25 protein-coding genes are annotated in these 26,637 nt (G+C 71.5%); 15 read left to right on the top strand and 10 right to left on the bottom strand.

Annotated features, from left to right (window positions below; all coding sequences use genetic code 11):
- Positions 1-3: 3 nt before the first annotated feature.
- The 4 genes from wzm to EDD40_RS22540 all read left to right on the top strand — a co-directional run bounded on the left by wzm (position 4) and on the right by EDD40_RS22540 (position 2,980).
- Complete coding sequence (wzm, locus tag EDD40_RS22525; RefSeq protein ID WP_123744696.1) at positions 4-930, top strand: galactan export ABC transporter permease subunit Wzm/RfbD; 927 nt, start codon at positions 4-6, stop codon at positions 928-930.
- 18 nt (positions 931-948) lie between these two features.
- A complete protein-coding gene (wzt, locus tag EDD40_RS22530; protein WP_123748206.1) occupies positions 949-1,764 on the top strand; it encodes a galactan export ABC transporter ATP-binding subunit Wzt/RfbE in 816 nt (271 codons plus the stop codon).
- Positions 1,765-1,773: 9 nt separating this feature from the next.
- Positions 1,774-2,670 (top strand): galactofuranosyltransferase GlfT1, encoded by an 897-nt coding sequence (gene glfT1, locus EDD40_RS22535; protein ID WP_211348227.1) that lies wholly within the window; start codon positions 1,774-1,776, stop codon positions 2,668-2,670.
- A 97-nt stretch (positions 2,671-2,767) separates the two neighbouring features.
- Positions 2,768-2,980: a hypothetical protein gene (locus EDD40_RS22540; RefSeq protein WP_148088884.1), complete on the top strand. Its 213-nt coding sequence runs from the start codon at positions 2,768-2,770 to the stop codon at positions 2,978-2,980.
- A 725-nt stretch (positions 2,981-3,705) separates the two neighbouring features.
- Here EDD40_RS22540 and EDD40_RS22545 read toward each other — a convergent pair.
- From EDD40_RS22545 to glf, 3 genes are all read right to left on the bottom strand, one after another.
- The gene (locus EDD40_RS22545; protein ID WP_246037766.1) at positions 3,706-5,562 is read right to left on the bottom strand and encodes a glycosyltransferase; all 1,857 of its coding nucleotides are present in this window, start codon (positions 5,560-5,562) and stop codon (positions 3,706-3,708) included.
- Positions 5,563-5,647: 85 nt separating this feature from the next.
- Positions 5,648-7,519, bottom strand: coding sequence for a glycosyltransferase (locus EDD40_RS22550; protein ID WP_123744699.1), 1,872 nt, complete (start codon positions 7,517-7,519; stop codon positions 5,648-5,650).
- Between the two features lie 7 nt (positions 7,520-7,526).
- Positions 7,527-8,714 (bottom strand): UDP-galactopyranose mutase, encoded by a 1,188-nt coding sequence (glf, locus tag EDD40_RS22555; RefSeq protein ID WP_123744700.1) that lies wholly within the window; start codon positions 8,712-8,714, stop codon positions 7,527-7,529.
- Positions 8,715-8,951: 237 nt separating this feature from the next.
- Here glf and EDD40_RS22560 point away from each other — a divergent pair, with 237 nt between their 5' ends.
- Together EDD40_RS22560 and EDD40_RS22565 are read left to right on the top strand one after the other, a co-directional pair.
- A complete protein-coding gene (locus tag EDD40_RS22560) occupies positions 8,952-11,036 on the top strand; it encodes a DUF6541 family protein (RefSeq protein ID WP_148088885.1) in 2,085 nt (694 codons plus the stop codon).
- 82 nt (positions 11,037-11,118) lie between these two features.
- Complete coding sequence (locus EDD40_RS22565) at positions 11,119-12,396, top strand: MATE family efflux transporter (protein ID WP_148088886.1); 1,278 nt, start codon at positions 11,119-11,121, stop codon at positions 12,394-12,396.
- A 66-nt stretch (positions 12,397-12,462) separates the two neighbouring features.
- Here EDD40_RS22565 and EDD40_RS22570 read toward each other — a convergent pair whose 3' ends face one another.
- The 3 genes from EDD40_RS22570 to EDD40_RS22580 are packed head-to-tail and all read right to left on the bottom strand — an operon-like array spanning position 12,463 to position 14,404.
- Entirely contained in the window at positions 12,463-13,350 is an 888-nt protein-coding gene (locus EDD40_RS22570) for a glycosyltransferase family 2 protein (RefSeq protein ID WP_123744703.1), read from the bottom strand.
- Positions 13,347-13,715: a DUF2304 domain-containing protein gene (locus EDD40_RS22575; RefSeq protein WP_123744704.1), complete on the bottom strand. Its 369-nt coding sequence runs from the start codon at positions 13,713-13,715 to the stop codon at positions 13,347-13,349. Before EDD40_RS22575 ends, EDD40_RS22570 begins: the two co-directional genes overlap by 4 nt.
- A gap of 2 nt (positions 13,716-13,717) precedes the next feature.
- Positions 13,718-14,404 (bottom strand): glycosyltransferase family 2 protein, encoded by a 687-nt coding sequence (locus EDD40_RS22580; protein ID WP_123744705.1) that lies wholly within the window; start codon positions 14,402-14,404, stop codon positions 13,718-13,720.
- Positions 14,405-14,572: 168 nt separating this feature from the next.
- On the opposite strand from EDD40_RS22580, the gene EDD40_RS22585 reads away from it, so the two are divergent.
- Genes EDD40_RS22585 through EDD40_RS22610 form a run of 6 tightly spaced genes read left to right on the top strand, consistent with a single transcriptional unit; the run spans position 14,573 to position 20,089 of the window.
- Positions 14,573-15,598, top strand: a complete 1,026-nt coding sequence (locus EDD40_RS22585; protein WP_123744706.1) for a Gfo/Idh/MocA family protein — start codon at positions 14,573-14,575, stop codon at positions 15,596-15,598.
- Complete coding sequence (locus tag EDD40_RS22590; protein WP_123744707.1) at positions 15,598-16,560, top strand: SDR family NAD(P)-dependent oxidoreductase; 963 nt, start codon at positions 15,598-15,600, stop codon at positions 16,558-16,560. The genes EDD40_RS22585 and EDD40_RS22590 overlap by 1 nt, the downstream gene beginning before the upstream one ends.
- Complete coding sequence (locus EDD40_RS22595; protein WP_246037767.1) at positions 16,542-17,690, top strand: DegT/DnrJ/EryC1/StrS family aminotransferase; 1,149 nt, start codon at positions 16,542-16,544, stop codon at positions 17,688-17,690. The genes EDD40_RS22590 and EDD40_RS22595 overlap by 19 nt, the downstream gene beginning before the upstream one ends.
- On the top strand, positions 17,687-18,409 hold the full coding sequence (locus EDD40_RS22600; protein WP_123744709.1) for a NeuD/PglB/VioB family sugar acetyltransferase: 723 nt from the start codon (positions 17,687-17,689) through the stop codon (positions 18,407-18,409). The genes EDD40_RS22595 and EDD40_RS22600 overlap by 4 nt, the downstream gene beginning before the upstream one ends.
- A gap of 4 nt (positions 18,410-18,413) precedes the next feature.
- Positions 18,414-19,529, top strand: coding sequence for a DegT/DnrJ/EryC1/StrS family aminotransferase (locus EDD40_RS22605; RefSeq protein WP_123744710.1), 1,116 nt, complete (start codon positions 18,414-18,416; stop codon positions 19,527-19,529).
- 5 nt (positions 19,530-19,534) lie between these two features.
- Complete coding sequence (locus EDD40_RS22610; RefSeq protein ID WP_246037768.1) at positions 19,535-20,089, top strand: acyltransferase; 555 nt, start codon at positions 19,535-19,537, stop codon at positions 20,087-20,089.
- Between the two features lie 65 nt (positions 20,090-20,154).
- On the opposite strand, the gene EDD40_RS22615 is transcribed toward EDD40_RS22610, so the two are convergent.
- On the bottom strand, positions 20,155-21,090 hold the full coding sequence (locus EDD40_RS22615) for an NAD-dependent epimerase/dehydratase family protein (RefSeq protein WP_123744711.1): 936 nt from the start codon (positions 21,088-21,090) through the stop codon (positions 20,155-20,157).
- A 43-nt stretch (positions 21,091-21,133) separates the two neighbouring features.
- A complete protein-coding gene (locus EDD40_RS22620) occupies positions 21,134-21,952 on the bottom strand; it encodes an HAD family hydrolase (RefSeq protein ID WP_123748209.1) in 819 nt (272 codons plus the stop codon).
- A gap of 47 nt (positions 21,953-21,999) precedes the next feature.
- Between EDD40_RS22620 and EDD40_RS22625 the strand changes: the two genes are divergently transcribed.
- Both EDD40_RS22625 and lhgO read left to right on the top strand, forming a co-directional pair.
- Entirely contained in the window at positions 22,000-22,890 is an 891-nt protein-coding gene (locus EDD40_RS22625; RefSeq protein ID WP_123744712.1) for an LLM class flavin-dependent oxidoreductase, read from the top strand.
- An 11-nt stretch (positions 22,891-22,901) separates the two neighbouring features.
- On the top strand, positions 22,902-24,089 hold the full coding sequence (gene lhgO, locus EDD40_RS22630) for an L-2-hydroxyglutarate oxidase (RefSeq protein WP_123744713.1): 1,188 nt from the start codon (positions 22,902-22,904) through the stop codon (positions 24,087-24,089).
- Positions 24,090-24,140: 51 nt separating this feature from the next.
- On the opposite strand, the gene serS is transcribed toward lhgO, so the two are convergent.
- The gene (serS, locus tag EDD40_RS22635) at positions 24,141-25,391 is read right to left on the bottom strand and encodes a serine--tRNA ligase (protein WP_123744714.1); all 1,251 of its coding nucleotides are present in this window, start codon (positions 25,389-25,391) and stop codon (positions 24,141-24,143) included.
- 113 nt (positions 25,392-25,504) lie between these two features.
- On the opposite strand from serS, the gene EDD40_RS41845 reads away from it, so the two are divergent.
- Positions 25,505-26,119, top strand: a complete 615-nt coding sequence (locus tag EDD40_RS41845) for a DUF6891 domain-containing protein (protein ID WP_170185168.1) — start codon at positions 25,505-25,507, stop codon at positions 26,117-26,119.
- 55 nt (positions 26,120-26,174) lie between these two features.
- Here the strand turns inward: EDD40_RS41845 and EDD40_RS22645 are convergent, their stop codons facing one another.
- The gene (locus EDD40_RS22645) at positions 26,175-26,627 is read right to left on the bottom strand and encodes a DUF350 domain-containing protein (protein WP_123744715.1); all 453 of its coding nucleotides are present in this window, start codon (positions 26,625-26,627) and stop codon (positions 26,175-26,177) included.
- Between the last annotated feature and the right edge of the window lie 10 nt (positions 26,628-26,637).

Below are 26,637 nucleotides of genomic sequence, written 5' to 3' on the forward strand. Positions count from 1 at the left end.
CTCGTGCAACCCACGAGTACGGTCGAGCGACCACCCGCTCCCCTGGCACCCAACTCGCGCACCTTCGCGCGCGCGTTCGGCGACGTGCGCGACGCCTGGCGGCAGCGGGAGCTGTGGGGCCATCTGGGGTGGCAGGACATCAAGCAGCGCTACCGCCGGTCGGTCATCGGCCCGCTGTGGATCACGATCTCCATGGGCACGACCGCGCTCGCGCTCGGCCTGCTCTACTCCCAGCTGTTCAACCAGGAGCTGGGCACCTTCCTGCCGTACGTGACGGCGGGGTTCATCATCTGGCACTTCGTCCTCGGCGTGGTGACCGAGGGCACCGAGGTCTTCATCGCCAACGAAGGCCTGATCAAGCACCTGCCCGCGCCCATAACGGTGCACGTGCTGCGCATGGTGTGGCGCCAGACGCTGTTCCTCATGCACAACATGGTCGTCTACCTGGTCGTCCTCGTGATCTTCTTCCCGACGCTGAGCGAGAGCTACCGGATGGAGGGCGACAAGATCCTCCAGCCCGGCCTGTCGTGGACGGTGCTGCTGGCCATCCCGGCGCTCGCGCTCGTCGTGGTCAACGCGGTGTGGGTGGCGCTGCTGTTCGGCATCATCAGCACCCGGTTCCGCGACATCCCGCCGGTCATCAGCAGCTTCATCAACCTGATCTTCTTCATGACGCCGATCGTGTGGCACGTCGGCGTGCTCAACAAGGTCACCGGCGGCGACGGCAGCGGTGGCGACGGCGACTGGCGCATGCTGATCGCCGAGCTGAACCCCATCTACCACTACGTGGAGATCGTCCGGGCACCCATGCTCGGGCACGCGCAGGACTGGCACCACTGGGTGGTCGTCGGCGCGTTCACCGTCGTGGGCTGGGGACTGGCGTTGATCGCGATGCGGAACTACCGTGCCCGCGTCTCCTACTGGGTCTGAGTGAGGCCGCAACACATCATGGTCAGCATCGACGTCTGGAACGCCTCGGTCGACTTCCCGATCTTCGACGCCAAGTCGAGGTCGCTGAAGAAGCTCGCGCTGGGCAAGGTCGGCGGCAAGATCGGCTCCGAGGGCCGGGTCCCGATCATCGAAGCCCTGCACGACATCAACATCTCGCTGCGGCACGGTGACCGGGTGGGCCTCGTCGGCCACAACGGCGCCGGCAAGTCGACGCTGCTGCGGCTGCTCGCGGGCATCTACGAGCCCACGCGGGGCAGCTCGCGCGTCGTCGGCAAGGTCGCGCCCGTGTTCGACCTCGGGGTCGGCATGGATCCGGAGATCTCCGGGTACGAGAACATCATGATTCGCGGTCTGTTCCTCGGCATGAGCCGCAAGGAGATGGAGAAGCGGGTCGACGACATCACCGAGTTCACCGAGCTCGGCGACTACCTGCAGATGCCGCTGCGCACCTACTCCACGGGTATGCGGGTGCGGCTGGCGCTGGGCATCGTGACGTCGATCGACCCGGAGATCCTGATCCTCGACGAAGGCATCGGCGCGGTCGACGCGGCGTTCATGGCCAAGGCACGCGACCGGATGAACGACCTGGTCAAGCGGTCCGGCATCCTGGTCTTCGCGAACCACTCCGACGACTTCCTCGCCGAGTTCTGCTCCACGGCGATCTGGATGGACGAGGGCAAGGTCAAGATGCAGGGGTCTCTGCGGGAGGTGCTCACCACCTACAAGGGACGTGACCCCTTCGAGAACATGGCCCCGGAGACGCTGGAGCGGATCGGTCAGCCGCGGGTGCTGAGCGGGAACGGTGGCGAGTAGGTGAGCGTCGTGGGCGCACTGCCGCAGGGCTCCGTCGTCGGTGTCGTGGTGACGCGACACCGGCGGGAGCTGCTGGCCGACTCGTTGAAGGTGCTGGCCTCGCAGACCCGGCCGCTCGACCACCTCGTGGTCATCGACAACGGGCCCGACCAGCCGGTGGACGACCTGGTCGCGCAGTGCCCGATCCCCACCACCTACCTGGCCTCGCACCGCAACCTCGGCGGCGCGGGCGGGTTCGCGCTCGGGATGCTGCACGCGCTGTCGCTCGGCGCGGACTGGCTGTGGCTGGCCGACGACGACGGCCGGCCCGCCGACGAGACCGTGCTCGCCGTGCTGCTGGAGGAGGCGCAGCGGCGCAAGCTGGCCGCCATCTCGCCGGTCGTGACGAACATCGAGCGGCCCGAGAAACTCGCGTTCCCGCTGCGGCGCGGCCTCACGTGGAAGCGGAACGCGTCCGAGCTCGGCGTCGACTTCCTGCCGGGCATCGCGTCGCTGTTCAACGGGGCCCTGTTCAAGGCGTCCACGGTGGACGTCATCGGCGTGCCGGACTACCGGCTGTTCTTCCGCGGTGACGAGGTCGAGATCCACCGGCGGCTGGTGCGCACCGGCCTGCCGTTCGGCACGTCGCTGAAGGTCGCCTACCTGCACCCGGACGGGTCGGACGAGTTCAAGCCGATGCTCGGCGGCCGGTTCCACGCGCAGGACCCGGAGAACGCGATCAAGCGCTACTACACCTACCGCAACCGGGGTTACCTGCTGTCGCAGCCCGGGATGCGGAAGCTGGGCCTGCTGGAGGCGTTCCGGTTCGGGCTGTACTTCATCGGCGTGCGACGCGACCCGAAGGCCTTCGTGGAGTGGCTGAAGCTCGTGCGGCTGGGGCAGCGGGAACGTTTCTTCCGAAAGTGACGCGATTCCGCGCCGGTCCGGAGTTCAGCCCGACGCGGAATCGCTGACGGCGAACCCGTCTTGCCTGTCCGGTGGCACGGCTGGTGGGCTGTCCGGCATGACTTCTGAAGCGCGTAAGACGGCTCTGGTGCTGCACCTGGCCGCGAACTCGAACCCGATCTCGATCATGGTGTCGCCGGAGACCGCCGAGGACCTGGGGTCCAGGTTGATCCAGGTCGTGCGGAACGGCCACACGCAGGCCATCCAGACTGCCGACGGCAAGGAGTTCGTGGTGAACTTCAGCCACGTCGTGGCAGCGCACTTCGCCTAGATGTAGATGGAAGAAGAAAGAAAGAGAAGAAGAGAAGAAAGAAAAGAAGAAGAAAAGCTTTAAAGCATGTCCTCGCCGGACGGGCAGATCAGCAGGATGACCCCTTGCCAGGCGGTTGTGTGCCGGGTCCGTTGTGGTCCGGGGTGCGTGTCATCCCACCGACCTCCCTCCGGGCTACCACACGTATCAAGGGGGCGCCCCCAGTCAAAGCCGCGGCCAGTGCTGGACAACGCCCCCTTGACACGCGCGGTAGGGCAAAGCCAGGTCGGCGGGATGACACGAACCCCGTCACTTGAGAGAACCGCCCTGGCACTGACAGCGGGCCGGGTGACGGTCGACGGGGATTGATCCGGGTCCGTCGCCGCGGGCCGGTCGCTGCCGGTCCACTGACCGGCCCTTCTCCCCAAAGGAGGGGTTCGTGTCATCCCGCCGACCTGGCGCAGCCCTGCCACGCGTGTCAAGGGGGGCGTGGTCCAGTGCGGTCGCGGGCGTCTACTGGGGGCGCCCCCCTTGATACGTGTGGTAGCCCTTGTGGAGGTCGGCGGGATGACACGCACCCCGGACCAACGACGGACCCGGCACACAACCACCTGGCAAGGGGTCATCCTGCTGATCTGCCCGTCCGGCGAGGACATGCTTTCAAGGCTTTTCAGCCCTTGAAGCCCTCGAAGCGTCAGAAGCCTGGCCGACCGGTCAGGCGGGGGTCAGGCGGGGTCAGGCGGGGATCAGCGGTTCTCGAAGGCCTTTCGCCACTGCTCGGCGGAGGTGAGGTCGGGCAGGGCGTCGCGGTACTGGCGGCGCAGTCGCGGCCATTCCTTGCCCAGCCTGCGGTAGTTGCGGATGGCGCGCGCCATCAGGGAGCGGAACTGGTCGGGGTCGCGCTTGTAGAAGGCGACGCCGGTGCCGTCGGCGGTCGAGACCGTGGCGCTGTCCAGGTTGCCGAGCAGGAACCAGCGGGCGTTCAGGGCCGGCACGTTGAGTTGCGGGCGGTCCCCGGCGGAGGCCTGGGGTGGGCGCAGGTTGTGCAGGACGGACTTGGCCGCGCGCACGGCGATCGTCGCCTTGCCCTTGGACGGCCGGAGCAGGGCTTCCGCGCGCACCATGTCGAACGTGGGCGGCGGGAACTCGCGGGCCGACTCCAGGCGCTGGGCGTCGCTGTGCTCCTCGCGCAGCGCGCGCACCATCGGCAGCGCCGAGCGCAGCGAGTCGAACAGGCCGGCGGGACCGTCCAGGAAGTCCTCGATCGCCTTCTGCTGCAACACCACCGTGGAGTACTCCATCGACAGCAGGTGCCGCAGCGACAGCTTCAGCCCGTGCTTCACGATGCCGTTGCGCACGTCGTACGGGCTGTGCAGCGCGGCCAGCACGAGCCGGTTGCGGGTGTGGAAGTAGGCCTGCCAGTCGGTCGAGTCGTTCTTGTCCGTCCACGGCATGTGCCACACCGCCGAACCCGGCAGCGACACGGTCGGGTAGCCGTGCTCCAGCGCCCGCAACGAGTACTCGGCGTCGTCCCACTTGATGAACAGCGGCAGCGGGTAGCCGGTCCGCTCGATCACCTCGCGCGGGAACAGGCACATCCACCAGCCGTTGTAGGTGGCGTCGACCCGGGGGTGCAGCTCGGGCGTCTCGCGCAGCGACGACACGGCGAAGTCGTGGTCTGTCACGGCGCCCGGCGCGGCCCGCCAGAAGCAGGTGCCCAGGTCGACGATCTCCGCGGTGCTGTGGAGCCTGGTCCTGGCCTGCAGGTTCAGCATGTGGCTGCCGACGATGACCGGAGACGCCGCCGCCCGCGCGAACGCGTTGGACCGCAGCACGGCCTCCGGCTCCAGCCGGATGTCGTCGTCCATGAGCATGATCTGGTCGGCGTCGGTGTGCTCGACCGCCTCGAACATGCCCCGGGTGAACCCGCCCGCGCCGCCGAGGTTGTCCTGCTCGATGACCTCCAGCCGGCCGCCGAGCCCGGCCTCGGCCTCCGCGAAGCCCGCCACCGAGCGCACCTTCACCGCGCCCTGGTCGGCCACGAAGACGTTGCTCACGACGTCGAGCACGGCCGGGTCGCTGCCCAGCGCCCGCAACGCCTCCACGGCGTCGTGCGGGCGCATGGTGGTGATGCTGACCGCGACCTTCTTCACCGGCAACGGCGTCCGCACGGCCCACTCGGCGTCCTGGATCTCCAGGGGCGTCTCGTGCGTGAAGGCGTCGAACCAGATCAGCCCGCCGTCCTCGAACGGCCGCAGCGACACCGGGAACTCCAGCGACGTCCAGTCGGCCGCGTCCCGGACGAACGAGCCTTCCAGGTGCACGACGTCGCCGCTCGGCTTGGACCGGTACACGTCGATCCGGCCGGAGCCGCGCACGCGCATCCGCAGCACGACCTCGTCGACGACCGTCCACCGCTTCCAGTAGCTGGCCGGGAACGCGTTGAAGTACGTCGCGAACGACACCTTGGCGTGCTCGGGCACGGTCAGCCCGCGCCGGGAGTCGACCTGGCAGTGCACGTTCTCCGGCTCGTCCAGGTACATCGGCCGGACGTCGAGCGGGTCGTCGTCCCTCGGCAGGATGATCCGGTGCACTGCGTCCACTGAAGGTCCCCAGGTGAGAAGCGCGTGAGAGAGGAAGTGGGTGAACGGAAGCGGGGCGACCGCTCAGGGCCGCCCCGCTCACCGGTCACAGGTCGTACAAGCGCCGCCAGTTCTCGCGGCTCGTCAGCTCGTCCATCGCGTCGCGGTAGGCCCGCTGCATCTCCGGAGCCCGCTGGTACAGCTCCTTGAGCAGCTTGGTGCCCTCCCGACCGAGCCGGATGGCCAGCTCGCGGTCGCGCCGCCGGACCCGCACGCCCTCCTGGGACGCGTCGGTGACCACGGCGGTGTTGAACAGCGACACGTGCCACCAGGCCGAGTCGCCCGCGGCCACCGCGCCGACGTCGTGCACGCTGCGGCCGAGCAGCTGGTTGACCACGCGCTTGGCCAGCACCGGCGCGAACAGCCGCGGCGCGGGCGGCGCCGAGATCAGCGGCAGGTCGCCGGAGGAGATGCCGGGCACCTCCGAGGCCGGGTGCTTGACCGTCTCGGGGTACTCGGCGCGCAGCTTGCGGATGTCCGCCGCCGCCTGGACGCCGCCGTCACGCAGCATCTCGGGGCCCTTGAGGAAGTCCTCGATGGCCTTGAGCTGGGTCGCGGCCAGGCCGTACTGCATGCCGACCAGGTAGGTGGCGAGCTGGGCCGCCATGGACCGGCAGATCCGCTTCGGGTCGAACTGGCTGTGCAGCGCCGAGGTGATGAGGGCGTTGCGCAGGTTGAAGTACCGGTGCCAGTCGTCCCAGTCCTTCCAGTGGAAGTCGGCGTGCCACACGCCCGCGCCGGGCAGCGTGACCGTGGCGAACCCGTGGGCGCGCGCGCGGTAGCCGTACTCGATGTCGTCCCACTGGAAGAACAGCGGCAGCGGGTAGCCGACCGCCTTGACGATCTCCGACGGGATCAGGCACGACCACCAGCCGTTGTAGCCCGCGTCGACCCGGCGGTCCTGCACGTTGCGCTTGCCGGTCTCCTCGTCGTACCCGGTGAGGTCGGCGTCGTGCAGCGCGCCCTCCACGACCTGGCCGGGGGCCAGCGTGTCGAGGTTGGCGTACTCCGCGCCCACGTGCAGGTGGTTCGGGTGCAGCAGGTACAGCATCTGCCCGCCGACGATGACCGGCTGCGCGGTGCGGTTCGCGAACGCGGTCGTGCGGACCACGATCTCCGGCTCGCACAGCACGTCGTCGTCCATGAAGAGCACGTTGGCGTTCTCGGCGTGGTCGACCTCCATGACCTGGTACAGGCCGCGGGTGAAGCCGCCGGCGCCGCCGAGGTTGGGCTGGCGGATGTAGCGCAGCTTGTCCCCGAGCGCGGCGGCGACCTCGGCGAACCGGTCCCGCGACTCGACCGGGTCGCTGCCCTGGTCGACCACGTAGACCGCGTCGACCAGGCCCAGCGGCTCGGGGTCGGACGCGAGGGCCGCCATCGTGTTGAGGCAGTCCTCGACCCGGTTGAACGTGCAGATCACGATCGCGGTCGGGCGGACCCGCTCGGGCGGCACGACGGTCCACCGGGCGTGCTCGACGACCAGCTCGTGCTCGCCGGTGACGACGTCGAACCAGAGCGCGCCGCCGTCGGTGAACTTGTCGATCTTGGCCGTCATGGTGACGACCTGGCCCGACGCGTCGGCGACCTGCTCGGCGACGACGGTGCGCGACTCGCCCTCCGCGTCGGAGGCCACGACGGAGACGGTGCCGGAACCGGTCAGGGTCAGGCTCAGCTCCACCTCGGGGCTGACGCACCACCGCTGCCAGTACGTGGCCGGGAACCGCCCGAAGTAGGTGTTCATCGACACCGTGGCGTGCGGGTGGACGACCATGCGGTGCCGCTCGCGGTCGGCGATGCCCTGGGAGATCTCGGCGTAGAGGTCCTCCGAGACGATCTGCGACGGCCCCGCGAAGAGGCCGCGCTGTGCCAGCAGTTTCTCGGGTGCCTCGTGCTCGACGAGGGTGGAGTTGCCCGACATGACCGACTCAGTCCTCCAGCGAACCGTCCAGCGCCCGACCGGAGGCCAGGTGCGGGGCGATCTTGTTGTCGAACACGCTCAGCGCGGAACCGATCGCCATGTGCATGTCCAGGTACTTGTAGGTGCCCAGTCGACCACCGAAGACGACGTTACGCTCGGCGGCTTCCGCTCGCGCGAGCTCGCGGTAGCGCTCCAGCTTGGCGCGGTCCTCGGCGGTGTTGATCGGGTAGTACGGCTCGTCGTCCTTCTCGGCCGCGCGGGAGAACTCGCGCACGATGACCGTCTTGTCCGACGGGTACTCGCGCTCGGGGTGGAAGTGCCGGAACTCGTGGATCCGGGTGTACGGCACCTCGGCGTCGTTGTAGTTCATGACCGGCGTGCCCTGGAAGTCGCCGACCGGCAGGACTTCCTGCTCGAAGTCCAGCGTGCGCCAGCCGAGCCAGCCCTCGCTGTAGTCGAAGTAGCGGTCGAGCGGTCCGGTGTAGACGACGGGCGTGCCGGCCGGGATCTCGTCCCGGACGTCGAAGTAGTCGGTGTCGAGCCGCACCTCGATGTTCGGGTGGTCGGCCATCCGCTCCAGCCACGCGGTGTACCCGTCGACGGGCAGGCCCTCGTAGGTGTCGTTGAAGTAGCGGTTGTCGAAGGTGTAGCGCACCGGCAGGCGGCTGATGACCGCCGCGGGCAGCTCCTTCGGGTCGGTCTGCCACTGCTTGGCGGTGTAGTCGCGCACGAACGCCTCGTACAGCGGGCGGCCGATGAGCGAGATCGCCTTCTCCTCCAGGTTCTTCGCGTCCTTGGAGTCGATCTCGGCGGCGTGCTCGGCCACCCAGGCGCGGGCCTGCTCGGGGCTCAGGTAGCGGCCGACGAACTGGGAGATGAGGCCCAGGCCCATGGGGAACTGGTAGGCCTGGCCGGCGTGCATCGCGAACACCCGGTGCTGGTACCCGGTGAACTCGGTGAACTGGTTGACGTAGTCCCACACCCGCTTGTTGGAGGTGTGGAACAGGTGCGCGCCGTACCGGTGCACCTCGATGCCTGTCTCCGGCTCTGGCTCGGAGTAGGCGTTGCCGCCGATGTGCGCGCGGCGTTCCACCACGAGCACGCGCTTGCCGAGCTGTGATGCGGTCCGTTCGGCGACCGTGAGGCCGAAGAACCCGGAACCGACGACGATCAGGTCAAATCCAGCGAAGCTCACAGGGCCCGAGGATAGTCGCGCCGGGCGATCGGGCCGGCGGGTACCCACCCGGAGTGGGCCCGCGCGCCGGTCGACCGGCCTGGAGGGTGATCGGGGAGCCCCCGTCGGTACACTCCGCCGTGAGGCCGTACCACAATGTCACAGCACCGTGCGCCTGGCACGGTCACGCTGTCCGGTGTCCGCTCACGCCACCGGTGGGTGCCTCAAGCATCTCTACGACGGCGGGGTAGCAGGGACATGAGCTGGTTGGACGTTGTGCCGGTCGCGCTCGTCACCGCGGCGTGGCTGATCGGTCCCGGCGCGGCGCTCTCGTACGCGATCGGCCTGCGCGGGCTGTCCGCCTGGGGCATGGCGCCGACGCTGAGCATGCTCATCGTGCCGCTCACCGCCGTGCTGGCGGACGTGCTGGGCCTGCGGTGGTCGCCGTTCGTCGTGCTGGGCGCCACCGCCGTGGTCGTCGTGCTCGCCGCGGTCGTGTCGCTGCTGCTGCGGCGGATCGCGCCGCCACGCGCGACGGACCCGCGCCGGGTGCTGGCCGCCGCCGCCCTCGGCCTGCTGCCCGCGATCGCGATCGGCTGGTACGTGCTGGTCCAGGGCGTGGGGCAGCCGGACCAGCTGTCCCAGACCTACGACGCGATCTTCCACTACAGCGCGCTCGCGCACATCCTCGACTCGGGCAACGCCTCGTCGATGGCCATGGGCACGCTGGGCAACGTCGCGACCCCGACCACGTTCTACCCGGCGGGCTGGCACGGCCTGACCACGCTGGTCGTGCTGAGCACGGGCGTGCCGATCGCGACGGCCGCGAACCTCGTCGCGGGCGTCATCTCGATGCTCGTCTGGCCGCTGAGCTGCATGCTGCTGGTGCGCCAGCTCGTCGGCCGCTCGACCGCCGCCATGGCGGTGACCGGCGCGGTGAGCGTCGCGTTCACCGCGTTCCCGTGGGGCCTGCTCGGCTTCGGCGTGCTGTGGCCGAACCTGCTCGGCCTCGCCCTGGCGCCCGCCGGCGTCGCCATGGTGCTCGCCGCCACGTCGCTGGCCAGGGAGGACGTCATCGGCAGGCGCCGCGCGATGGCGCTGGCCCCGCTGGTGGTCGTGGCCTGCGCCTTCGCGCACCCGAACACGGTGTTCAGCCTGATCGTGGTGTGCCTGTTCCCGATCGCCACCAGCGTCCTGCGGTGGGCGGTCCGGCTGCGCCGCGCCGGGCGCACCGGCCGCGCGGTGACCGGCGTGTCGGTCGCGGCGCTCCTCTTCCTGGGCGCGTGGGCGTACGTGGCGCGCGCGCCGATGTTCGCCGAAGTGCGCAGCCACGTCTGGCCGCCGTTCGAGACGCCCGCCCGCGCGGTCGGCGAGGCCCTGCTCAGCGCGCCGAACGGCAAGCCCGCGCTGTGGGCGCTGTCCCTGGTGGCGGTCATCGGCGCGGTGGTCGCGTGGCGGCTGCGGACCAGCCGGTGGCTGGTGGCGGCGTTCGCCGGCACCGCGTTCCTCTACGTGGTGACGGCCTCGATCAACCGGCCGAGCACCCAGTTCATCACCGGCTACTGGTACAACGACTCCTTCCGGCTGGCCGCGATGCTGCCGCTCACCGCCGTGCCGCTCGCCGTGCTCGGCATCACCCGGCTGGCCGACCGCCTGGGCGCGCTGATCGCCAAGGCGCCCGCGCCGGCGGCGACCGTGCCGCCCGGGACGGTCACGGCGGGCGCCGTCGAGGGCAGGGCCGTCGAGGGTGGGGCAGCCGAGGGCAGGGCGGTCGTCGGGCGCCGGTCCCTGCTGCGCACGCCGACCGTGCTGAGCCTGGTGGTGCTGGCGGTGCTGGCCCTGGCGACCAAGTTCTTCTACGTCGGGGCGAACACGGACATCGTGGCCGGGACGTACGCGGTCGAGGACGTGCCGCAGAGGTCCACGCTGGTCGACCGGACCGAGATGGAGTTCCTGCCCGAGCTCGAGGCCGAGCTGCCCGAGGACGCCCTGGTCGCCAACAACCCGTGGGACGGCAGCACCGTGATGCTCGCCGAGGTGAGCCGCCGGGCGCTGTTCCCGCACGCCAACATCCCGTGGAGCGCCGAGCAGCAGTACCTCGCGGCCAACCTGGACGACGCGGGCCGCGACCCGGAGGTGTGCCGGGCGGCCGAGCGGCTGGGCGTGCACTACCTGCTGATGGCCAACCGGACGTTCTGGCCGCACGACGCGCGCAACAACGACTACCCGGGGCTGCGGGTCTCGGCCTCCGACCCCGGCTTCGAGCTGCTGGCCCAGAAGGGCACCGTCAAGCTGTACCGGCTGTCCGCGTGCGACGCCGGGAACCCCGTGACGTCACGCTGAGCGCCGCGCCGCGGACCGCGGGTGGACCCGGTCGGTCGGCGGCGCGGCCCGCACCCCTACCGTGTGGCAGGTGTCGACCTCGATGACCCTTCGGCGATTCTTCAGCCCGTCCGTGCAGATGGCCGTCGGCCTCGGCGTGTTCGGGCTGGCCGGCTACCTGTTCGTGGCGCTGACGGGTCACACGCTGAGCACCGACCAGGCCAACCTGGCGGTGACCCTGTACTTCGTGGTCAACGTGATCGGGCCGGGCATCTTCGCCGCCCTGGAGCAGGTGACCAGCCGCGCCGTCGCCTCCGGGCAGCCCGTGCGGGCGGTCGTCCGCCGGGTGTGCGCGTCGGGCGGGAGCCTCGCGGCGGTGGTCGTCGCCGTGCTCCTGCTGCTCGCGCCGTTCGCGGTCGACCGCACGCTCGGCGGCGACTGGGTGCTGTTCGCCGAGGTCCTGGCGACGCCGGCGCTCATCGCGGCGCTGAGCGTCGTGCGCGGCCTGCTCGCCGGCCTCCAGCGGTTCAGCGGCTACGCGGTGACGCTGACCGTCGAGGGCGGCGTGCGGCTCGGGCTGTGCGGGCTGCTGGTCGTGCTGCAGGCGTCCGAGGCGTGGCTGTTCGGGCTCGCCTACCTGGGCGGGTCGGTGCTCGCCACGCTGGCCGGGCTGCTCTGGCTGCCGAAGGGGCGGTCGGCGGCGACGTCGAGCGCGGTCGCGGCGCCGCCGGTGGGCAAGGCGCTCGCCGCGCTGGCGGCGGCCACGCTGCTGTCCCAGCTGCTGCCCAACCTGGCGCCGCTCGCGGTCAACTCCCGGCTGCCGCTGGACAGCGTGGTGGCGCTGGCGTTCGGCCAGGCCGTGGTGGTCGCCCGCATCCCGCTGCTGCTGCTGTACCCGATCCAGACGATGCTGCTGCCGAGCCTCACCGCGGCGGCCTCGAAGGGCGACCACGGCTTCGTCGCGCGGCGCATCAAGCTCGCGCTCGCCGTGCTCTGCGGGCTCGGCCTGGCCTACGCCGTGGTGTTCACGCTGGTCGGGCCGTGGCTGCTGCGCACGTTCATGGGCACCAAGGTCGACCCGGCCACCGCGGTCACCATGCTGCTCGCGGTCAGCACGGTCATCCTCATCGGGGCGTTCGTGGCGCAGCCCGCGCTGGTCGCGCTGGGTCGCGACAACACCATCACGCTCGGTTGGGCGGTCGGCTCGGTGGCCACGCTCGTGATGGTCACCCTGCCGGGTGACCCGCCGTTCGTCGCGGCGTTGGCGCAGACCGTCGGGCCCCTGCTGACCCTGCTGGTGATGCTGCTGGGGCTGCGGGCCGCGCTCCGCCGGGCGACGGCTGCGACCGGCGGCGCGAGCCGGACCACGGAGGCTCCCTGAGCCGGACCCCGGGCCGCGCGGCGGCCGGGCCCGGTGGCCCGGCCGGACCGCTGCGCACCCGGCGGGTCACACCCGGCGGATCGCCCGTCCCGCGAGCGACTTGGCCAGCTTCAGGTCACGCGCCAGCGCGGCGTCGAGCGCCGACTTGGTGATGTGCCCCCGGCACAGCAGGTGCAGCCGCGCGGCGCGCGCGGCCTTGTGCCAGCCGGCCGCGTTGAGCTGCTCGGCCGCCGCGGCGTAGTACCGCTGCTCCTCCTCGAACCGCTGCACGCTGTGCGCGCCGATCGAGGAGTGGCTGGCCGCGTGCCTGCGGTAGCGGAACACCGGCGTCGGGTCGAGCGCCAGCGTGCCGCCGCCGATGAGCATGTCGATCGACCACGCCAGGTCGGCGATCGAGCCGAACTCGCCGAGCCGCGTGATCCTGGGCACGGCGTCGTTGCGGAACGCCATCGCCGGCACGTACAGCCAGTTGCCGTTCATCAGGCTCTGCGCGGCGGCCGGGCCGTCCAGCTCGCGCTCCTTCCACGCCGACCGGGCGGCCACCCGCTTGATCTTGTCGGCCAGGCTGTCGGTCGGGCGGCTCTCGCCGTCGACCACGGTCACGCCCGGGTGCACCATGACGGCGTTCGGGTACCGCTTGAACGCGTCGAGCACGACCTCCACGTACCGGGGCTCCAACGCGTCGTCGGCGCCCATGACGACGAGGTACTCCTCCTTGCCCAGCGTCATGCACTTGCACACGTTGCCGGTGGCGCCGAGGTTCTGCTCGTTGCGCACGTACTCGATGCGCGGGTCGGCCAGGCCGAGGACGTACTCCTCCGCCGTGGTGTCCGGGTACCGGTCGTCGACGATGGTCAGCCGCCACCGGTCGCTGGTCTGCTTGCGGACGCTGTCGACCAGCTCGATCAGGAACCGCGGGTCCACGTAGTAGGGGACGACGAAGTGGATGCTCATGACCGCTCCGCACCCGCAGGGCCCTGACCGGCGGGAACCGGGGGCTCGGCCTGGCGCAGAGCGATCGCCCGCGCCAACCGCGCGTAGCGCAGCTCCAGCTCCTTGAACCGCAGGTAGGCGTTCAGCGTGGTGAAGGTGAACACCACGACCAGGGCGTACAGCAGCAGGTCGGTGCCGCGGCCGACACCGAGCCACCCGGCCACCACGGTCACGTCGCCCGGGCGGAGCACGGCGTAGATCCCGAACACCACGAACAGCATGAACGCGAGCTTCACGCTCGCCGCCGACTTCGTCGTCCCGCGCTTGCGCAGGAACAGCAGCAGCACGGCGAACGAGAACAGGACCAGGATGTACTGGATCAGCATGATCAGTGCGCCTTGCTCTTGAGCATGGTGTCGAACAGGATGTTCACACCGTTGATGAGCGACTGGCCCTTGGCCATCGAGTACTCGGTGTAGAGGATCGTCACCGGCTCCTCGGCCACGCGCCACTTGTGGTGGTCGATCATCTCCACGATCTCCGAGGCGTGGCCCATGCCGTTCAGCGTGATGTTGATCCGCTCGGCCACGGCGCGGTTGAACACCCGCAGGCCGTTGTGCGCGTCGGTCAGGCCGAGCTTGCGCGTGCGGCGGCTGAGCATCACGACCGTCTTGAGCACCACCCGCTTGATCCACGGGATGTGCGCGGTGTCACCGTGGAACCGGGTGCCGACGATGATGTCCAGGGGCTCGGAGCGCAGCCGCTCGAGCATCGACAGGACGTCCTCGACGCGGTGCTGGCCGTCGGCGTCGAAGGTGACGAAGTACTCGGCGCCCGGCTGCTTGCGCGCGTACTCGATGCCGGTCTGGATCGCCGCGCCCTGGCCGAGGTTCACCGGGTGCTGCACGAGGTGCGCCCCACCTGCGCGAACGCCGTCGGCGGAGTTGTCACGGCTGCCGTCGTCCACGCACACCACGTTCGGGAACGTCTCCCGTGCGTGCCGCACGACGTCCTCGATGACCTGTCCCTCGTTGTAGACCGGGACGACGAGCCACACTTCCGACCAGTCGGTCACAAGAGGTCTCCAGATACCACTGCAAGATGGACGAAGGTGGCACGAAGAGTACTGCAACCCCGGACATCTACACTGCCTCGGGTACGCCCAGCAGCCGCACGACAAGCGTCCGGAGTCGACGCCGCTCGCGGCCGTGCTGGCGCTTCCCAGAACTCGGAGAGGATTTCGATGGTTGGTGTGGCCGTCATCGGTGCCGGTTACTGGGGGCCGAACCTGGTGCGCAACGTCCAGGCGACCCCCGAACTACGGCTCGCGACGTTGTGCGACCTCGACGTCGAGCGCGCGCGCGGCGTCCTGGGCCGGTACAGCACCGTGCGGGTGACGTCATCCCTCGACGAGGTGCTCGCCGACCCGGAGGTCGAGGCGGTGGCGGTGGCCACCCCGGCGGCCACCCACCTGCCGGTCGCGCTCGCCGCGCTCGAGGCCGGCAAGCACGTGCTGGTCGAGAAGCCGCTGGCCTCGTCCTACGCGGACGGGTTGAAGCTGGTCACGGCCGCCGAGGAGCGCGGTCTGACGCTGATGCTCGACCACACGTTCTGCTACACGCCGGTGGTGCGCAGGCTGCGCGACCTGGTGCGCGGCGGCGAGCTGGGCGACATCCAGTACATCGACTCGGTGCGCATCAACCTGGGCCTGGTCCAGCCCGACATCGACGTGCTGTGGGACCTCGCGCCCCACGACCTGTCGATCCTCGACTCGATCCTGCCCGACGACGTGCACCCGGTGGCCGTCGCGGCGCACGGGTCGGACCCGGCGGGCGTCGGTCGCGCCTGCGTGGCGTACATGTCGGTGCGGCTGTCCAACGGCGCCATCGCGCACGCGCACGTGAACTGGCTGTCCCCCACGAAGATCCGCTCGATGATCGTCGGCGGCTCCAGCCGCACGGCCGTGTGGAACGACCTCGACCCGACGCAGCCGCTGGCGGTCTACGACCGCGGCATCGAGCGGCCGGACGACGAGAGCGTGCGCGTCTCCTACCGCATCGGCGACATGGTCGCGCCGGCCCTGCCGGGCGGCGAGGCGCTGCGCGGAGTAATGGCGGAGTTCGCCGCGTCGATCATCGAGAAGCGGGCGCCGCTGACCGACGGGCGCTCGGGCCTGCGGGTCCTGGCCCAGTTGGAGGCCGCGTCGGCCAGCCTTGCCGCCGGTGGCACGTTCGTGCCGCTGACGGACGTGAACGGAGGAGCTCTCTGATGGATTTGACCGACCAGCGGGCCGTGGTGACGGGCGGCGCGGGCACGATCGGCTCGCACGTGGTCGACCAGTTGTTGGCCGCGGGCGCGCGCGAGGTCGTGGTGATCGACGACCTGAGCCGCGGCCGGGTGGAGAACCTGGCCGACGCCCTGGCCGCCGCGCCGGACAAGGTCAAGCTCGTCGAGGGCGACATCCGCGACATCCCCCTCGTCAAGCGGACGATCGCGGGCGCCGACCTGGTGTTCCACCTCGCCGCGCTGCGCATCACCCGCTGCGCCGCCGAGCCCCGGGTGGCGCTGGAGGTGCTGGTCGACGGCACCTTCAACATCATCGAGGCCTCCGTCGAGGCGAACGTGAAGAAGGTCATCGCCTCCTCCACGGCGTCGGTGTACGGGCTGGCCGAGGAGTTCCCGACCACGGAGCGTCACCACCCGTACAACAACGACACGTTCTACGGCGCCGCCAAGGCGTTCAACGAGGGCATGCTGCGCAGCTTCAAGGCGATGAGCGACCTCGACTACGTGGCGCTGCGCTACTTCAACGTGTACGGCCCGCGCATGGACGCGCACGGCAAGTACACCGAGGTGCTGATCCGGTGGATGGAGAAGATCGAGGCCGGTGAGCCGCCGCTGATCCTGGGCGACGGCCAGCAGACCATGGACTTCGTGGACGTGCGCGACATCGCCCGCGCCAACATCCTGGCCGCGCAGGCGGAGGTCACCGACACCGTCTACAACATCGCGACCGCGACCGAGACCTCGCTGCTGGAGCTGGCCGAGGCCCTCCAGCGGGTGATGGGCTCCACGGTGCCGCTGGAGTTCGGCCCGGCCCGCTCGGTGAACTCGGTCACCCGCCGGCTCGCCGACATCGGCGCCGCCGAGCGCGAGCTCGGCTGGAAGCCGACCATCTCGCTGGACGAGGGCCTGGCGGACCTGGTGACCTGGTGGAAGGCGCAGCGATGATCCCGGTGATCAGGCCGTTCCTCGGCGAGGAGGAGGCCCTGGCCGCGGCCGAGGTCGTCCGCTCCGGCTGGGTGGCGCAGGGGCCGCGGGTCGCCGCGTTCGAGCAGGCGTTCGCCGAGTCGGCGGGCGCCGGGCACGGCGTGGCGGTGTCGAGCTGCACCACCGGCCTGCACCTGGCGCTGCACCTGCTCGGCGTGGGCCCCGGTGACGAGGTCGTCGTGCCGTCGTTCTCGTTCATCGCGACCGCGAACGCGGTGAAGTACGTGGGCGCGACCCCCGTGTTCGCCGACGTCGACGCGGCGACCGGCAACGTCACCGCGGAGACCGTGGACGCGGCGGTCACGCCCCGCACGGTCGCCGTGATCGCGGTGCACCAGGGCGGCGTGCCGTTCGACGTGGACTCGGTGCAGGCGCTGTGCGACCGGCGCGGCGTCGCGCTGGTGCACGACTCGGCGTGCGCGGCGGGCTCCACCTACCGCGGCCGGCCGGTCAGCTCCGGCGCCGGCCTCGCCGCCTGGTCGTTCCACCCGCGCAAGCTGCTCACCACCGGTGAGGGCGGCATGGTCACCACCGAGAACGCCGAGTGGGCGACCCGGCTGCGCAAGCTGCGCGAGCACGGCATGAGCATGTCCGCCGCGGACCGCCACGCGGCCGGCGGCGTGAAGCTGGAGCAGTACGAAGAGGTCGGCTTCAACTTCCGGATGACCGACATGCAGGCCGCGGTGGGCCTGATCCAGCTGCGCAAGCTGCCCGACGTGATCGCCAAGCGGCGCGAGCTGGCCGGGCGCTACCACAAGCTGCTCGGCGAGCTGGACGGCCTGCGCTGCGTCGGCGACCCGGAGCACGGCACGACCAACTACCAGTCGTTCTGGGTGGTGCTGCCGGACTCGTTCGAGGGCACCTCGGTGGACGTGCTGGCGGGTCTGGCCGAGCGTGGCGTGTCGGCCCGGCGGGGCATCATGGCCTCGCACCTGGAACCGGCCTACGCCGACCAGCGGGACGTCGAGCTGCCCGTCACCGAGCACCTGACCAGGCGTTCGGTGATCCTGCCGCTGTTCCACCAGATGACCGAGGCCGAGCAGGACACCGTCGTCGGCGCGCTCGACGCGGTGCTCCGAGGGTCGAAGTGACCGCTGCTCCGCTGCTGCTCGTCGGCGCGGGCGGACTGGCCCGGGAGGCGTTGGCCGCGGTCGCCGCGGTCAACGCCGTCGAGCCGCGCTGGTCCGTGCTCGGCCTGCTGGACGACAACGAGGCGCGGCACGGCGAGGTGATCGACGGCGTGCCCGTGCTCGGGCCGTCGGCGGCCGTCGCCGACCACCCCGACGCCCGCGTCCTGCTCTGCACGGCCAGCACCCGCAACCAGGCCAGCCGCCGGCAGATCGCCGCGCGGCTCGGCCTGCCCGCCGAGCGCTACGCCACCGTGGTGCACCCGTGGGCGAGCGTCGCGCCGGGCGTCGAGATCGGCGCCGGCTCGGTGCTGCTCGCGTTCGTCGCGGTGACCGCGCCGCAGGTGATCGGGTCGCACGTGGTGGTCATGCCGCACGTCACCATCACCCACGACGACGCGGTCGCCGACCACGTCACGTTCGCCGCCCGGGTCGCCCTGGCCGGTGGCGTGACCGTGGGCGAGGCGGCCTACCTGGGCAGCGGCGCGCTGGTCCGGGAAGGCCTCACCGTCGGCGCGGGCGCCCTCGTCGGCATGGGCGCGGTGGTGCTCACCGACGTGCCGCCCTTCGAGGTGTGGGCGGGCTCACCCGCCCGGCGCCTGCGCGCGCTCGACCAGACCACACCCGGTCAGACCAAGCCCAGCGAGACCAGCGCCGCTGGTGAAGCGATCTCACGAGGATGAGCAGATGACGATCCCGGCCCCGATCCCCCCCGTCGACCTGAAGTTCCAGCACGCCGAGGTGGCCGAGGAGGTCGCCGAGGGCTGGGCCGCGGTGCTGGCCAGGACGGCGTTCGTCGGCGGTCCCGCCGTCGGCGAGTTCGAGCGGGCGTACGCCGAGTACAGCCAGGTCGCGCACTGCGTCGGCGTGGCCAACGGCACCGACGCGCTGGAGCTGGCGCTGCGCGCCGTCGGCGTGGGCGCCGGCGACGAGTGCGTCGTGCCGACCAACTCGTTCATCGCGACCGCCGAGGCCGTGGCCCGCACGGGCGCGACGCCGGTGTTCGTGGACTGCGACCCCGACACCTACCTGATCGACACCAAGGCGGCCCTGGCGGCGTTCACCGAGCGCACCAAGGCGGTGCTGCCGGTCCACCTCTACGGCCAGATGGCGCCGGTCGAGGAGCTGAAGGCGGCGTGCGACGAGCAGGGCGTGTTCCTCGTCGAGGACGCCGCCCAGTCGCAGGGCGCGCGGCGCAAGGGCGCGGTGTCCGGTTCGCTCGGCCACCTGGCCGGCACCAGCTTCTACCCGGGCAAGAACCTCGGCGCCTACGGCGACGCGGGCGCGGTGACCACGCAGGACGAGGAGCTGGCCAACCGGGTCCGGCTGCTGAGCCAGCACGGCTCGCAGCAGAAGTACGTGCACAGCACCCTGGGCTTCAACAGCCGGCTGGACACGTTGCAGGCCGTGGTGCTGCACGCCAAGCTGCGCCGGCTGGAGGCGTGGAACGCGCTGCGGGTCGCCGCCGCCGAGTACTACGGCGAGCTGCTGGCCGGTGTCGAGGGCGTGGTGGCGCCGAAGACGCTGGACGGCAACGAGCACGTGTGGCACCTGTACGTGGTCCGGGTCGCCGAGCGGGACCGGGTGCTCAAGCACCTGCAGGACCAGGGCGTCGGCGCCGCGATCCACTACCCGACGCCGATCCACCTGGCCGCGCCGTTCGCCTCCGACGCGCACGGCGTCGGCTCGTTCCCCCACGCGGAGCGGGTCGCGGACGAGATCCTGAGCCTGCCGATGTACCCCGGTATCACCCGCGCCCAGCAGGAGCGGGTGGTCGAGGTCCTGGCCGGGGCCGTCCGTTGAGCGGCGTGTTCGTCCACCCGATGGGCCTGTGCGAGAGCGACGCGGTCGGCGCGGGCACCCGCGTGTGGGCGTTCGCGCACGTGCTCCCGGGCGCGCGGGTCGGCAAGGACTGCAACATCTGCGACGGCGCGTTCGTCGAGAACGAAGCGGTGCTCGGCGACAACGTCACGGTCAAGAACAACGTGCTCGTCTACAACGGCGTGACCTGCGAGGACAACGTCTTCCTCGGGCCGAACGCGGTGTTCACCAACGACATGCGGCCCCGTGCGCACCAGAAGCTCGGCGGCGACCAGTTGCTGCCCACCCTGGTGCGCGAGGGAGCCACCCTGGGCGCGGGCGTGGTCGTGGTGTGCGGCACGACGATCGGGCGCAACGCGTTCGTCGGCGCGGGCTCGGTGGTGGCCCGCGACGTGCCGGCGCACGCGTTCGTGGTGGGCAACCCGGCCAAGCGGAAGGGCTGGGTGTGCCGCTGCGCGACCCGGCTCGACGACGACCTGCGCTGCCCTTCCTGCGGCACCGAGCACGTGCCGGACGGCGACGGGCTCGTGGCGAAGGGGTAGGTCGGGAACGACGGCGGCCGGCCGGTGACGGGGAACTCCTCGTCACCGGCCGGCCGCGTTCGGGGTCAGGCGTCGCGGAAGTAGTCCACGGTCAGGCGCACGCCGGCGGCGATGTCCACCTCGGGCTTCCAGCCCAGCTCCGCCTGCGCGAGCGACGGGTCGATGGCCGACGCGCGCAGGTCGCCGAGCCGGGCCGGCGCGAACTCGGGCTCGTCGGCCACCCCGGCCGCCTGGGCGACCAGCGTGTGCAGCTCCCGGTCGGACACCTGGTGCGCGGTGCCGATGTTGTACCGCCGGCCGCCGCCCGCCTCGCCGGAGGCCGCGACGAACGCCGACACGACGTCCTCCACGAACACGTAGTCGCGGGTGTTGCCGCCGTCGCCGAACACCTTCGTCGGCCGGCCCGCGAGCAGCGCGGACGCGAAGATGGCCACCACGCCCGCCTCGCCGTGCGGGTCCTGCCGCGGTCCGTACACGTTGGCCAGCGCCAGGTGCGTGCACTCCAGGCCGTACAGCTGCCGGTAGGTGTTCAGGTACACCTCGCCGGACACCTTGGACGCGGCGTAGGGCGACTTGGGGTTGATCGGGGTCGACTCGGCGACCGGCAGCGCGTCGGGCGTGCCGTAGATGGAGCCGCCGGACGACGCGAACAGCACCTTGCGCACGCCCGCCCGCCGGGCGGCCTCGGCCAGGTTCACCGTGCCGAGCACGTTCTTGGTGGCGTCGAGCAGCGGTTCGGCCACGGACACGCGCACGTCGATCTGCGCGGCCAGGTGGTAGACCACCTCGGGGCCGAACGAGGCCACCACGTCGGCCAGCTCCGGCGAGGTGATGTCGACCCGCGAGAACGAGTACCGGTCGGCGTGGGCCGGGTCGGCGGGCGCGGTCCGCTTGCCCCGGCTGAGGTCGTCGACGACGTGCACCTCGTGCCCGTCCCTCAGGAGCCTGTCGACCAGGGTAGAACCGATGAAGCCGGCACCGCCGGTCACGAGTGCGCGCACGGGTGTCTCTCCAGGGGTGGGTTCGGGGAGTCTCACGGGCAGCCTAGAACCACCTCTCCAGCACCAGCGCCACCCCGTCCTCGGAGTTGGCCGCGGTGACCTCGTCCGCGGCGTCCAGGGCGTCCTGGTGCGCGTTGGCCATGGCCACGCCGTGGCCCGCCCACGTGAGCATGGGCACGTCGTTGGGCATGTCGCCGAACGCCAGCACGCCGCCCGGGGCCACCCCGAGCCGGTCGGCGACGGCGGCCAGGCCGGAGGCCTTCGTCACGCCGGGCGCGGCGAACTCCAGCAGGCCCTCGTTGGTCGACCAGGTCATCGCCACGGAGTCGCCGACCAGCGGCCCGGCGGCCCGCGCCATCTCGTCCGACGCCATCGACGGGTGCCTGACCAGCAGTTTCACCGCCGGCTTGCCGAGCAGCTGCGCCCGCTGGTGGCCGGGCAGCGGCTGCCCGCCCTCGTCCCACGGGTGCAGGTAGTGCTCGTCGGCGATGAACTCGGGCTCGGTGGCGCCGCGGGCGGACTCGCCGACCCGCTCCGAGGCCAGGGCGCAGCCGGGCAGCGCCTCGTCCAGCACGGCGGCCAGGGTGGTCAGCTGCTCGGGGGTGAGCAGCTCGGCGGTGACGACGCGGTCCGCGCCGATGTCGTAGAGCACCGCGCCGTTGGAGCACACGGCGTAGCCGGACAGGCCCGCGGCGGCGGCCACCTCCGGCACCCAGCGGGGCGGGCGGCCGGTGGCCAGCACGAACGGGACGTCGGCCGCCAGCACCCGGCCGACCATGCCGGCCGTGCGCGGGCTGACCCGGCCCAGGGGCGTGAGCAGGGTGCCGTCGACGTCGGATGCCACAAGGGAAGGTCTCTGCACCCCCACATGGTGCACTCCCCCGAAACGGACTCGGCTACCGTCGCCGGGTGCGCACTGGGATTGTGATCCTGCCCGAACACCGCTGGTGGATGGCCGAACACAAGTGGAAGGCCGCCGAGGAGTACGGCTTCCACCACGCCTGGACCTACGACCACATGGGTTGGCGCTCGCTGGTCGACGGGCCGTGGTTCGGCGCCGTGCCCACGCTGGCCGCGGCGGCCTCGGCCACCTCGACGATCCGGCTCGGCACGCTGGTCGCCTCGCCCAACTTCCGCCACCCGGTGCCGTTCTCCCGGGAGCTGCTCGCCCTCGACGACCTCTCCGACGGCCGCTTCACGCTCGGCGTCGGCGCGGGCGGTGTGGGATATGACACCGAGGTGATGGGCGCCACCTCGTTCGACACCAAGCGGGGCACGCCCAGCAGGCAGGGCCGGTTCGAGGAGTTCGTGGCCGCGCTGGACCTGCTGCTGGCGCAGGAGCGGACCACGTTCAGTGGCGAGCACTACGAGATCCGGGACGCCCGCAGCGCGCCGGGCTGCGTGCAGCGGCCGAGGCTGCCGTTCGTGGTCGCGGCCAACGGGCCGAAGGCGATGGCGGTGGCGGCGAAGTACGGGACGGGCTGGGTCACCACCGGCCCGGAGACCGACGACGAGACGGCCTGGTGGGACGGCGTCGCCGCGATGGCGGCGCGGTTCCGCGAGGTGCTGGCCGGGATCGGGCGGGCCAAGGAGTCGATCGACTTCCACCTCAACGCCGACTCCTGCCCGGTGTACTCGCTGACCAGCGTGGAGCACTTCCGCGAGGTGGCCGGGCGGGCGCGCGGGCTGGGGTTCACCGACCTGGTCGTGCACTGGCCCCGCGCCGACGGCGTGTACGCGGGCAGCGAGGCGGTGCTGGAACGGGTCGCCGCCGACGTGCTGCCCGAACTGGTCGGCTAGCGTTCCGGCCCGTGCGACGAGTTGTGGTGATCGGTGGCGGAATCGTAGGCCTGGCGACCGCGCGGGAGTTGGTCCGGCGCGGGCACGACGTGGTGGTGCTGGAGAAGGAGCCGCGGTGGGCGGCGCACCAGACCGGGCACAACAGCAACGTCGTGCACGCGGGCCTGTACTACAAGCCGGGGTCGTTGAAGGCGCGGATGTCGGTGGCGGGCAACGCCTCGATCGTCGCCTACGCGCGTGAGCACGGCGTGCCGGTGGAGGTGTGCGGCAAGCTCGTCGTCGCCACCTCGCCGGACGAGCTGCCCCGCCTGGAGGCGCTGGCGGCCCGCGCCGAGGCCAACGGCGTGCCCGCCAAGCGGATCGGCGTCGACGAGGCCCGGGAGTACGAGCCCGAGGTCGCGGCGGTGGCCGCGCTGCGGGTGGAGAGCACCGGCATCATCGACTTCCCCGCCGTGTGCGAGGCCATGGTCCGCGAGCTGAACGGGCAGGACCTGCGCCTGCACACCCCGGCGCTGGCCATCCGCCGGGCGCTCAGCGGCGGCGGCGTCGAGGTGGCCACCACGCGGGGCGTCATCCGGGCGGACGCCCTGGTGAACTGCGCGGGCCTGCACAGCGACCGGGTGGCCAAGCTGGCCGGCGTGACGCCCTCGGCCGCCATCGTCCCGTTCCGGGGCGAGTACTACGAGCTGCGCCACGACCGCAGGCACCTGGTGCGCGGCCTGATCTACCCGGTGCCGGACCCGGCCCTGCCGTTCCTGGGCGTGCACCTGACCCGGATGCTGGACGGCAGCGTGCACGCGGGCCCGAACGCCGTCCTCGCCCTGCGCCGCGAGGGCTACCGCTGGCGCGACATCTCCCCCTCCGACCTGGTCGACGTCGCCCGGTTCCCCGGCACCTGGCGGCTGGCGCGCACCTTCGCCCGCACCGGCGTGGAAGAGGTCCTGCGGTCCCTGTCGCGCAAGCGCTTCGCCCGCAGCCTGGCCCGCCTGGTGCCCGCCGTCGGCGAGGACGACCTGGTCCGCGCCTCCGCGGGCGTGCGGGCGCAGGCGATGCGCGCCGACGGCTCGCTCGTCGACGACTTCCTCATCGACACCGCGCCCCGCCAGGTGCACGTGCTCAACGCGCCCTCGCCGGCCGCCACGTCGGCCCTGGAGATCGGCAAGCACGTGGCCGGGCAGGTCGAGCACAGCTGGACGTGACCGGCCGTGGCCTGACCGCCGCGCGCGGTCAGGCCACGGGCCGAGCCGCGCCTAGGCGGGCTTGATCACGTCGAGGCCGAGGAACGGGCGCAGGGCCTGCGGCACGACGACCGAGCCGTCGGCCTGCTGGTGGTTCTCCAGGATCGCGACGATCCACCGCGTGGTGGCCAGCGTGCCGTTGAGCGTGGCGGCGATCTGCGGCTTGCCGTTCTCGTCCCGGTAGCGCACGTTGAGCCGGCGGGCCTGGAACGTGGTGCAGTTCGAGGTCGACGTCAGCTCGCGGTAGGCCTGCTGGGTCGGGATCCACGCCTCGCAGTCGAACTTGCGCGCGGCCGACGTGCCGAGGTCGCCGGCGGCCGTGTCGATGACCCGGTACGGGACCTCGATCTTGGCCAGCATCTCCTCTTCCCACGCCAGCAGCCGGGCGTGCTCGGCCTCGGCGTCCTCCGGCTTGACGTAGGAGAACATCTCGACCTTGTTGAACTGGTGCACGCGGATGATGCCGCGGGTGTCCTTGCCGTACGAGCCCGCTTCGCGCCGGTAGCACGACGACCAGCCCGCGTACCGCTTCGGGCCGTCCAGGATCTCGTCCGCGTGGTAGCCCGCGAGCGGCACCTCCGAGGTGCCGACGAGGTACAGGTCGTCGGCTTCGAGGCGGTAGATCTCGCTCGCGTGCGCGCCGAGGAACCCGGTGCCGGCCATGATCTCCGGGCGCACCAGCGTCGGCGTGATCATCAGCGTGAACCCGGCCGCGGTGGCCTGGGCGACGGCCATGTTCAGCAGCGCCAGCTCCAGCTGCGCGCCGACCCCCGTCAGGAAGTAGAAGCGCGAGCCGGACACCTTCGCGCCGCGCTCCATGTCGATCGCGCCGAGCCGCACGCCGAGGTCGAGGTGGTCGGCGGGGTCGAAGTCGAACTCGCGCGGCTCGCCGACGTGCTTGAGCACGACGTAGTCGTCCTCGCCGCCCTCGGGCGCTTCGGGGTGGACCACGTTGGGCACGGCGCGGTGCAGCTCGGTCAGCTCCGCCTCGGTGGCGGACTGCTCCGCCTCGGCGGCCTTGACCTCGGCGGCCAGCTCCTTGCCCTTGGCCAGCAGCGCGTCGCGCTCCTCGCCCCTGGCCCGGCCCACCTGCTTGCCGAACGTCTTCTGCTCGCCGCGCAGCGCGTCGGCGCGGGCGATGGCGGCCCGGCGGCGCTCGTCGGCGGACAGCAGCGCGTCGACCACGGTCTCGTCCTCGCCACGCGCGCGTTGCGACGCGCGGACGGCTTCCGGGTTCTCGCGCAGTGCCTTCAGGTCAATCACACCAGGAAGGGTAGTACCCGGGTGGAAACCGCTTCGAACGACTTCCGGCCGGGCGCGGCCCCGACGGCCCCGGGCGGCCGGGAACTGTCGGACCCCTCGGGCAGGATGCACCCGTGGTTGAACGAACCGACGACGACGACGCCCTGCCCGCCGAGGTCTTGGAGGAGGTCGAGGACTACGCGCGCACGCTGGTGCACGCCGGCTTCACCTCGTCCGACGACATCGTGCGGGACCTGGTCGACCACTTCGACGACGAGCACCCCGTCACGCCGCCGGTCGCGCGGTCGGTGGTGCGGCGGGTGTGGCGGGAGCGGGCCGCCGAGCAGGAGGGGTGGCCGGAGCGCACGGACGTGGACCGGCTGTTCGCGGTGTTCGACGCGCTCGACCGGGCCGGGATCGTGGCCCGCGCCGACTTCACGTGCTGCCAGACCTGCGGTCACGCCGAGATCGGCGACGAGGCGGGCGAGGACGCGCGCGGGTACGTGTTCTTCCACCGGCAGGACACCGAGAGCGCCGTGGCGGGCGGCGGCGTGTGGCTCGCCTACGGCTCGTTCGGCGACGAGGCGGACCTCGAGCCCGTCGACCACGCGGCGGCCGACGAGGCCGTGGGCCGGGAGGTGGTCGCCGCGCTCGCCGCTGGCGGCCTGCCCGTCGAGTGGAACGGGTCGGCGCGCACCCGGATCCAGGTCGGCCCGATCGCCTGGCAGAAGCGGCTGCCGGTGGCCTGAGCAGCACGGAGGGGGTGCGCGCCGATCGGCGCGCACCCCTCCGGAGCAGGTGGTGCTACGAGATCGCGACGGCGACCACGAGACCGAGGGCGACGTGCGCCGAGGCGACCACGACGCTGGCCGGCGCGAACCGGTCGGACTCGATCAGCGAACCGATGTCGAGCCGGGTCACCCACTCCAGCAGCCGCACCGCGAGCACCTGCACGATGATCCCGACGAAGCCGAAGATCAGCGCGGACAGCAGGCCCTCGGCCAGCTTGCCCGCCGAGCTGTAGATCGCCACCACGACGATCAGGGCCATGCTGACCAGGCCCGCCGACGTCACGATGACCGCGTTCGGCGCGCCACCGCGCACGAGCGCGCTCAGCTTGCCCGGCGTCGTCCAGTCGATGGCGTAGAAGCCGACGATCATCAGCAGCAGGCCGACGACGGCGTAGAGCGCGATCGCGCCGACGCCCTGGCCGATGGCGGCGCCGAAGCCGGCGTCCAACGCGAGGTGGGAGTTCACGGACCCTCCA

Origin of the sequence: Saccharothrix texasensis (assembly GCF_003752005.1) — a bacterium.
Classification (GTDB): domain Bacteria; phylum Actinomycetota; class Actinomycetes; order Mycobacteriales; family Pseudonocardiaceae; genus Actinosynnema; species Actinosynnema texasense.

Bases quoted from the DNA above. Each gene is read 5' to 3' on its own strand.
- EDD40_RS22565 (WP_148088886.1), top strand. From the start codon at position 11,119: ATGACCCTTCGGCGATTCTTCAGCCCGTCCGTGCAGATGGCCGTCGGC.
- EDD40_RS22540 (WP_148088884.1), top strand. From the start codon at position 2,768: ATGACTTCTGAAGCGCGTAAGACGGCTCTGGTGCTGCACCTGGCCGCG.
- EDD40_RS22550 (WP_123744699.1), bottom strand. From the start codon at position 7,519: ATGTCGGGCAACTCCACCCTCGTCGAGCACGAGGCACCCGAGAAACTG.
- EDD40_RS22605 (WP_123744710.1), top strand. From the start codon at position 18,414: ATGACGATCCCGGCCCCGATCCCCCCCGTCGACCTGAAGTTCCAGCAC.
- wzt (WP_123748206.1), top strand. From the start codon at position 949: ATGGTCAGCATCGACGTCTGGAACGCCTCGGTCGACTTCCCGATCTTC.
- EDD40_RS22590 (WP_123744707.1), top strand. From the start codon at position 15,598: ATGGATTTGACCGACCAGCGGGCCGTGGTGACGGGCGGCGCGGGCACG.
- EDD40_RS22570 (WP_123744703.1), bottom strand. From the start codon at position 13,350: ATGAGCATCCACTTCGTCGTCCCCTACTACGTGGACCCGCGGTTCCTG.
- EDD40_RS22585 (WP_123744706.1), top strand. From the start codon at position 14,573: ATGGTTGGTGTGGCCGTCATCGGTGCCGGTTACTGGGGGCCGAACCTG.
- EDD40_RS22575 (WP_123744704.1), bottom strand. From the start codon at position 13,715: ATGCTGATCCAGTACATCCTGGTCCTGTTCTCGTTCGCCGTGCTGCTG.
- EDD40_RS22560 (WP_148088885.1), top strand. From the start codon at position 8,952: ATGAGCTGGTTGGACGTTGTGCCGGTCGCGCTCGTCACCGCGGCGTGG.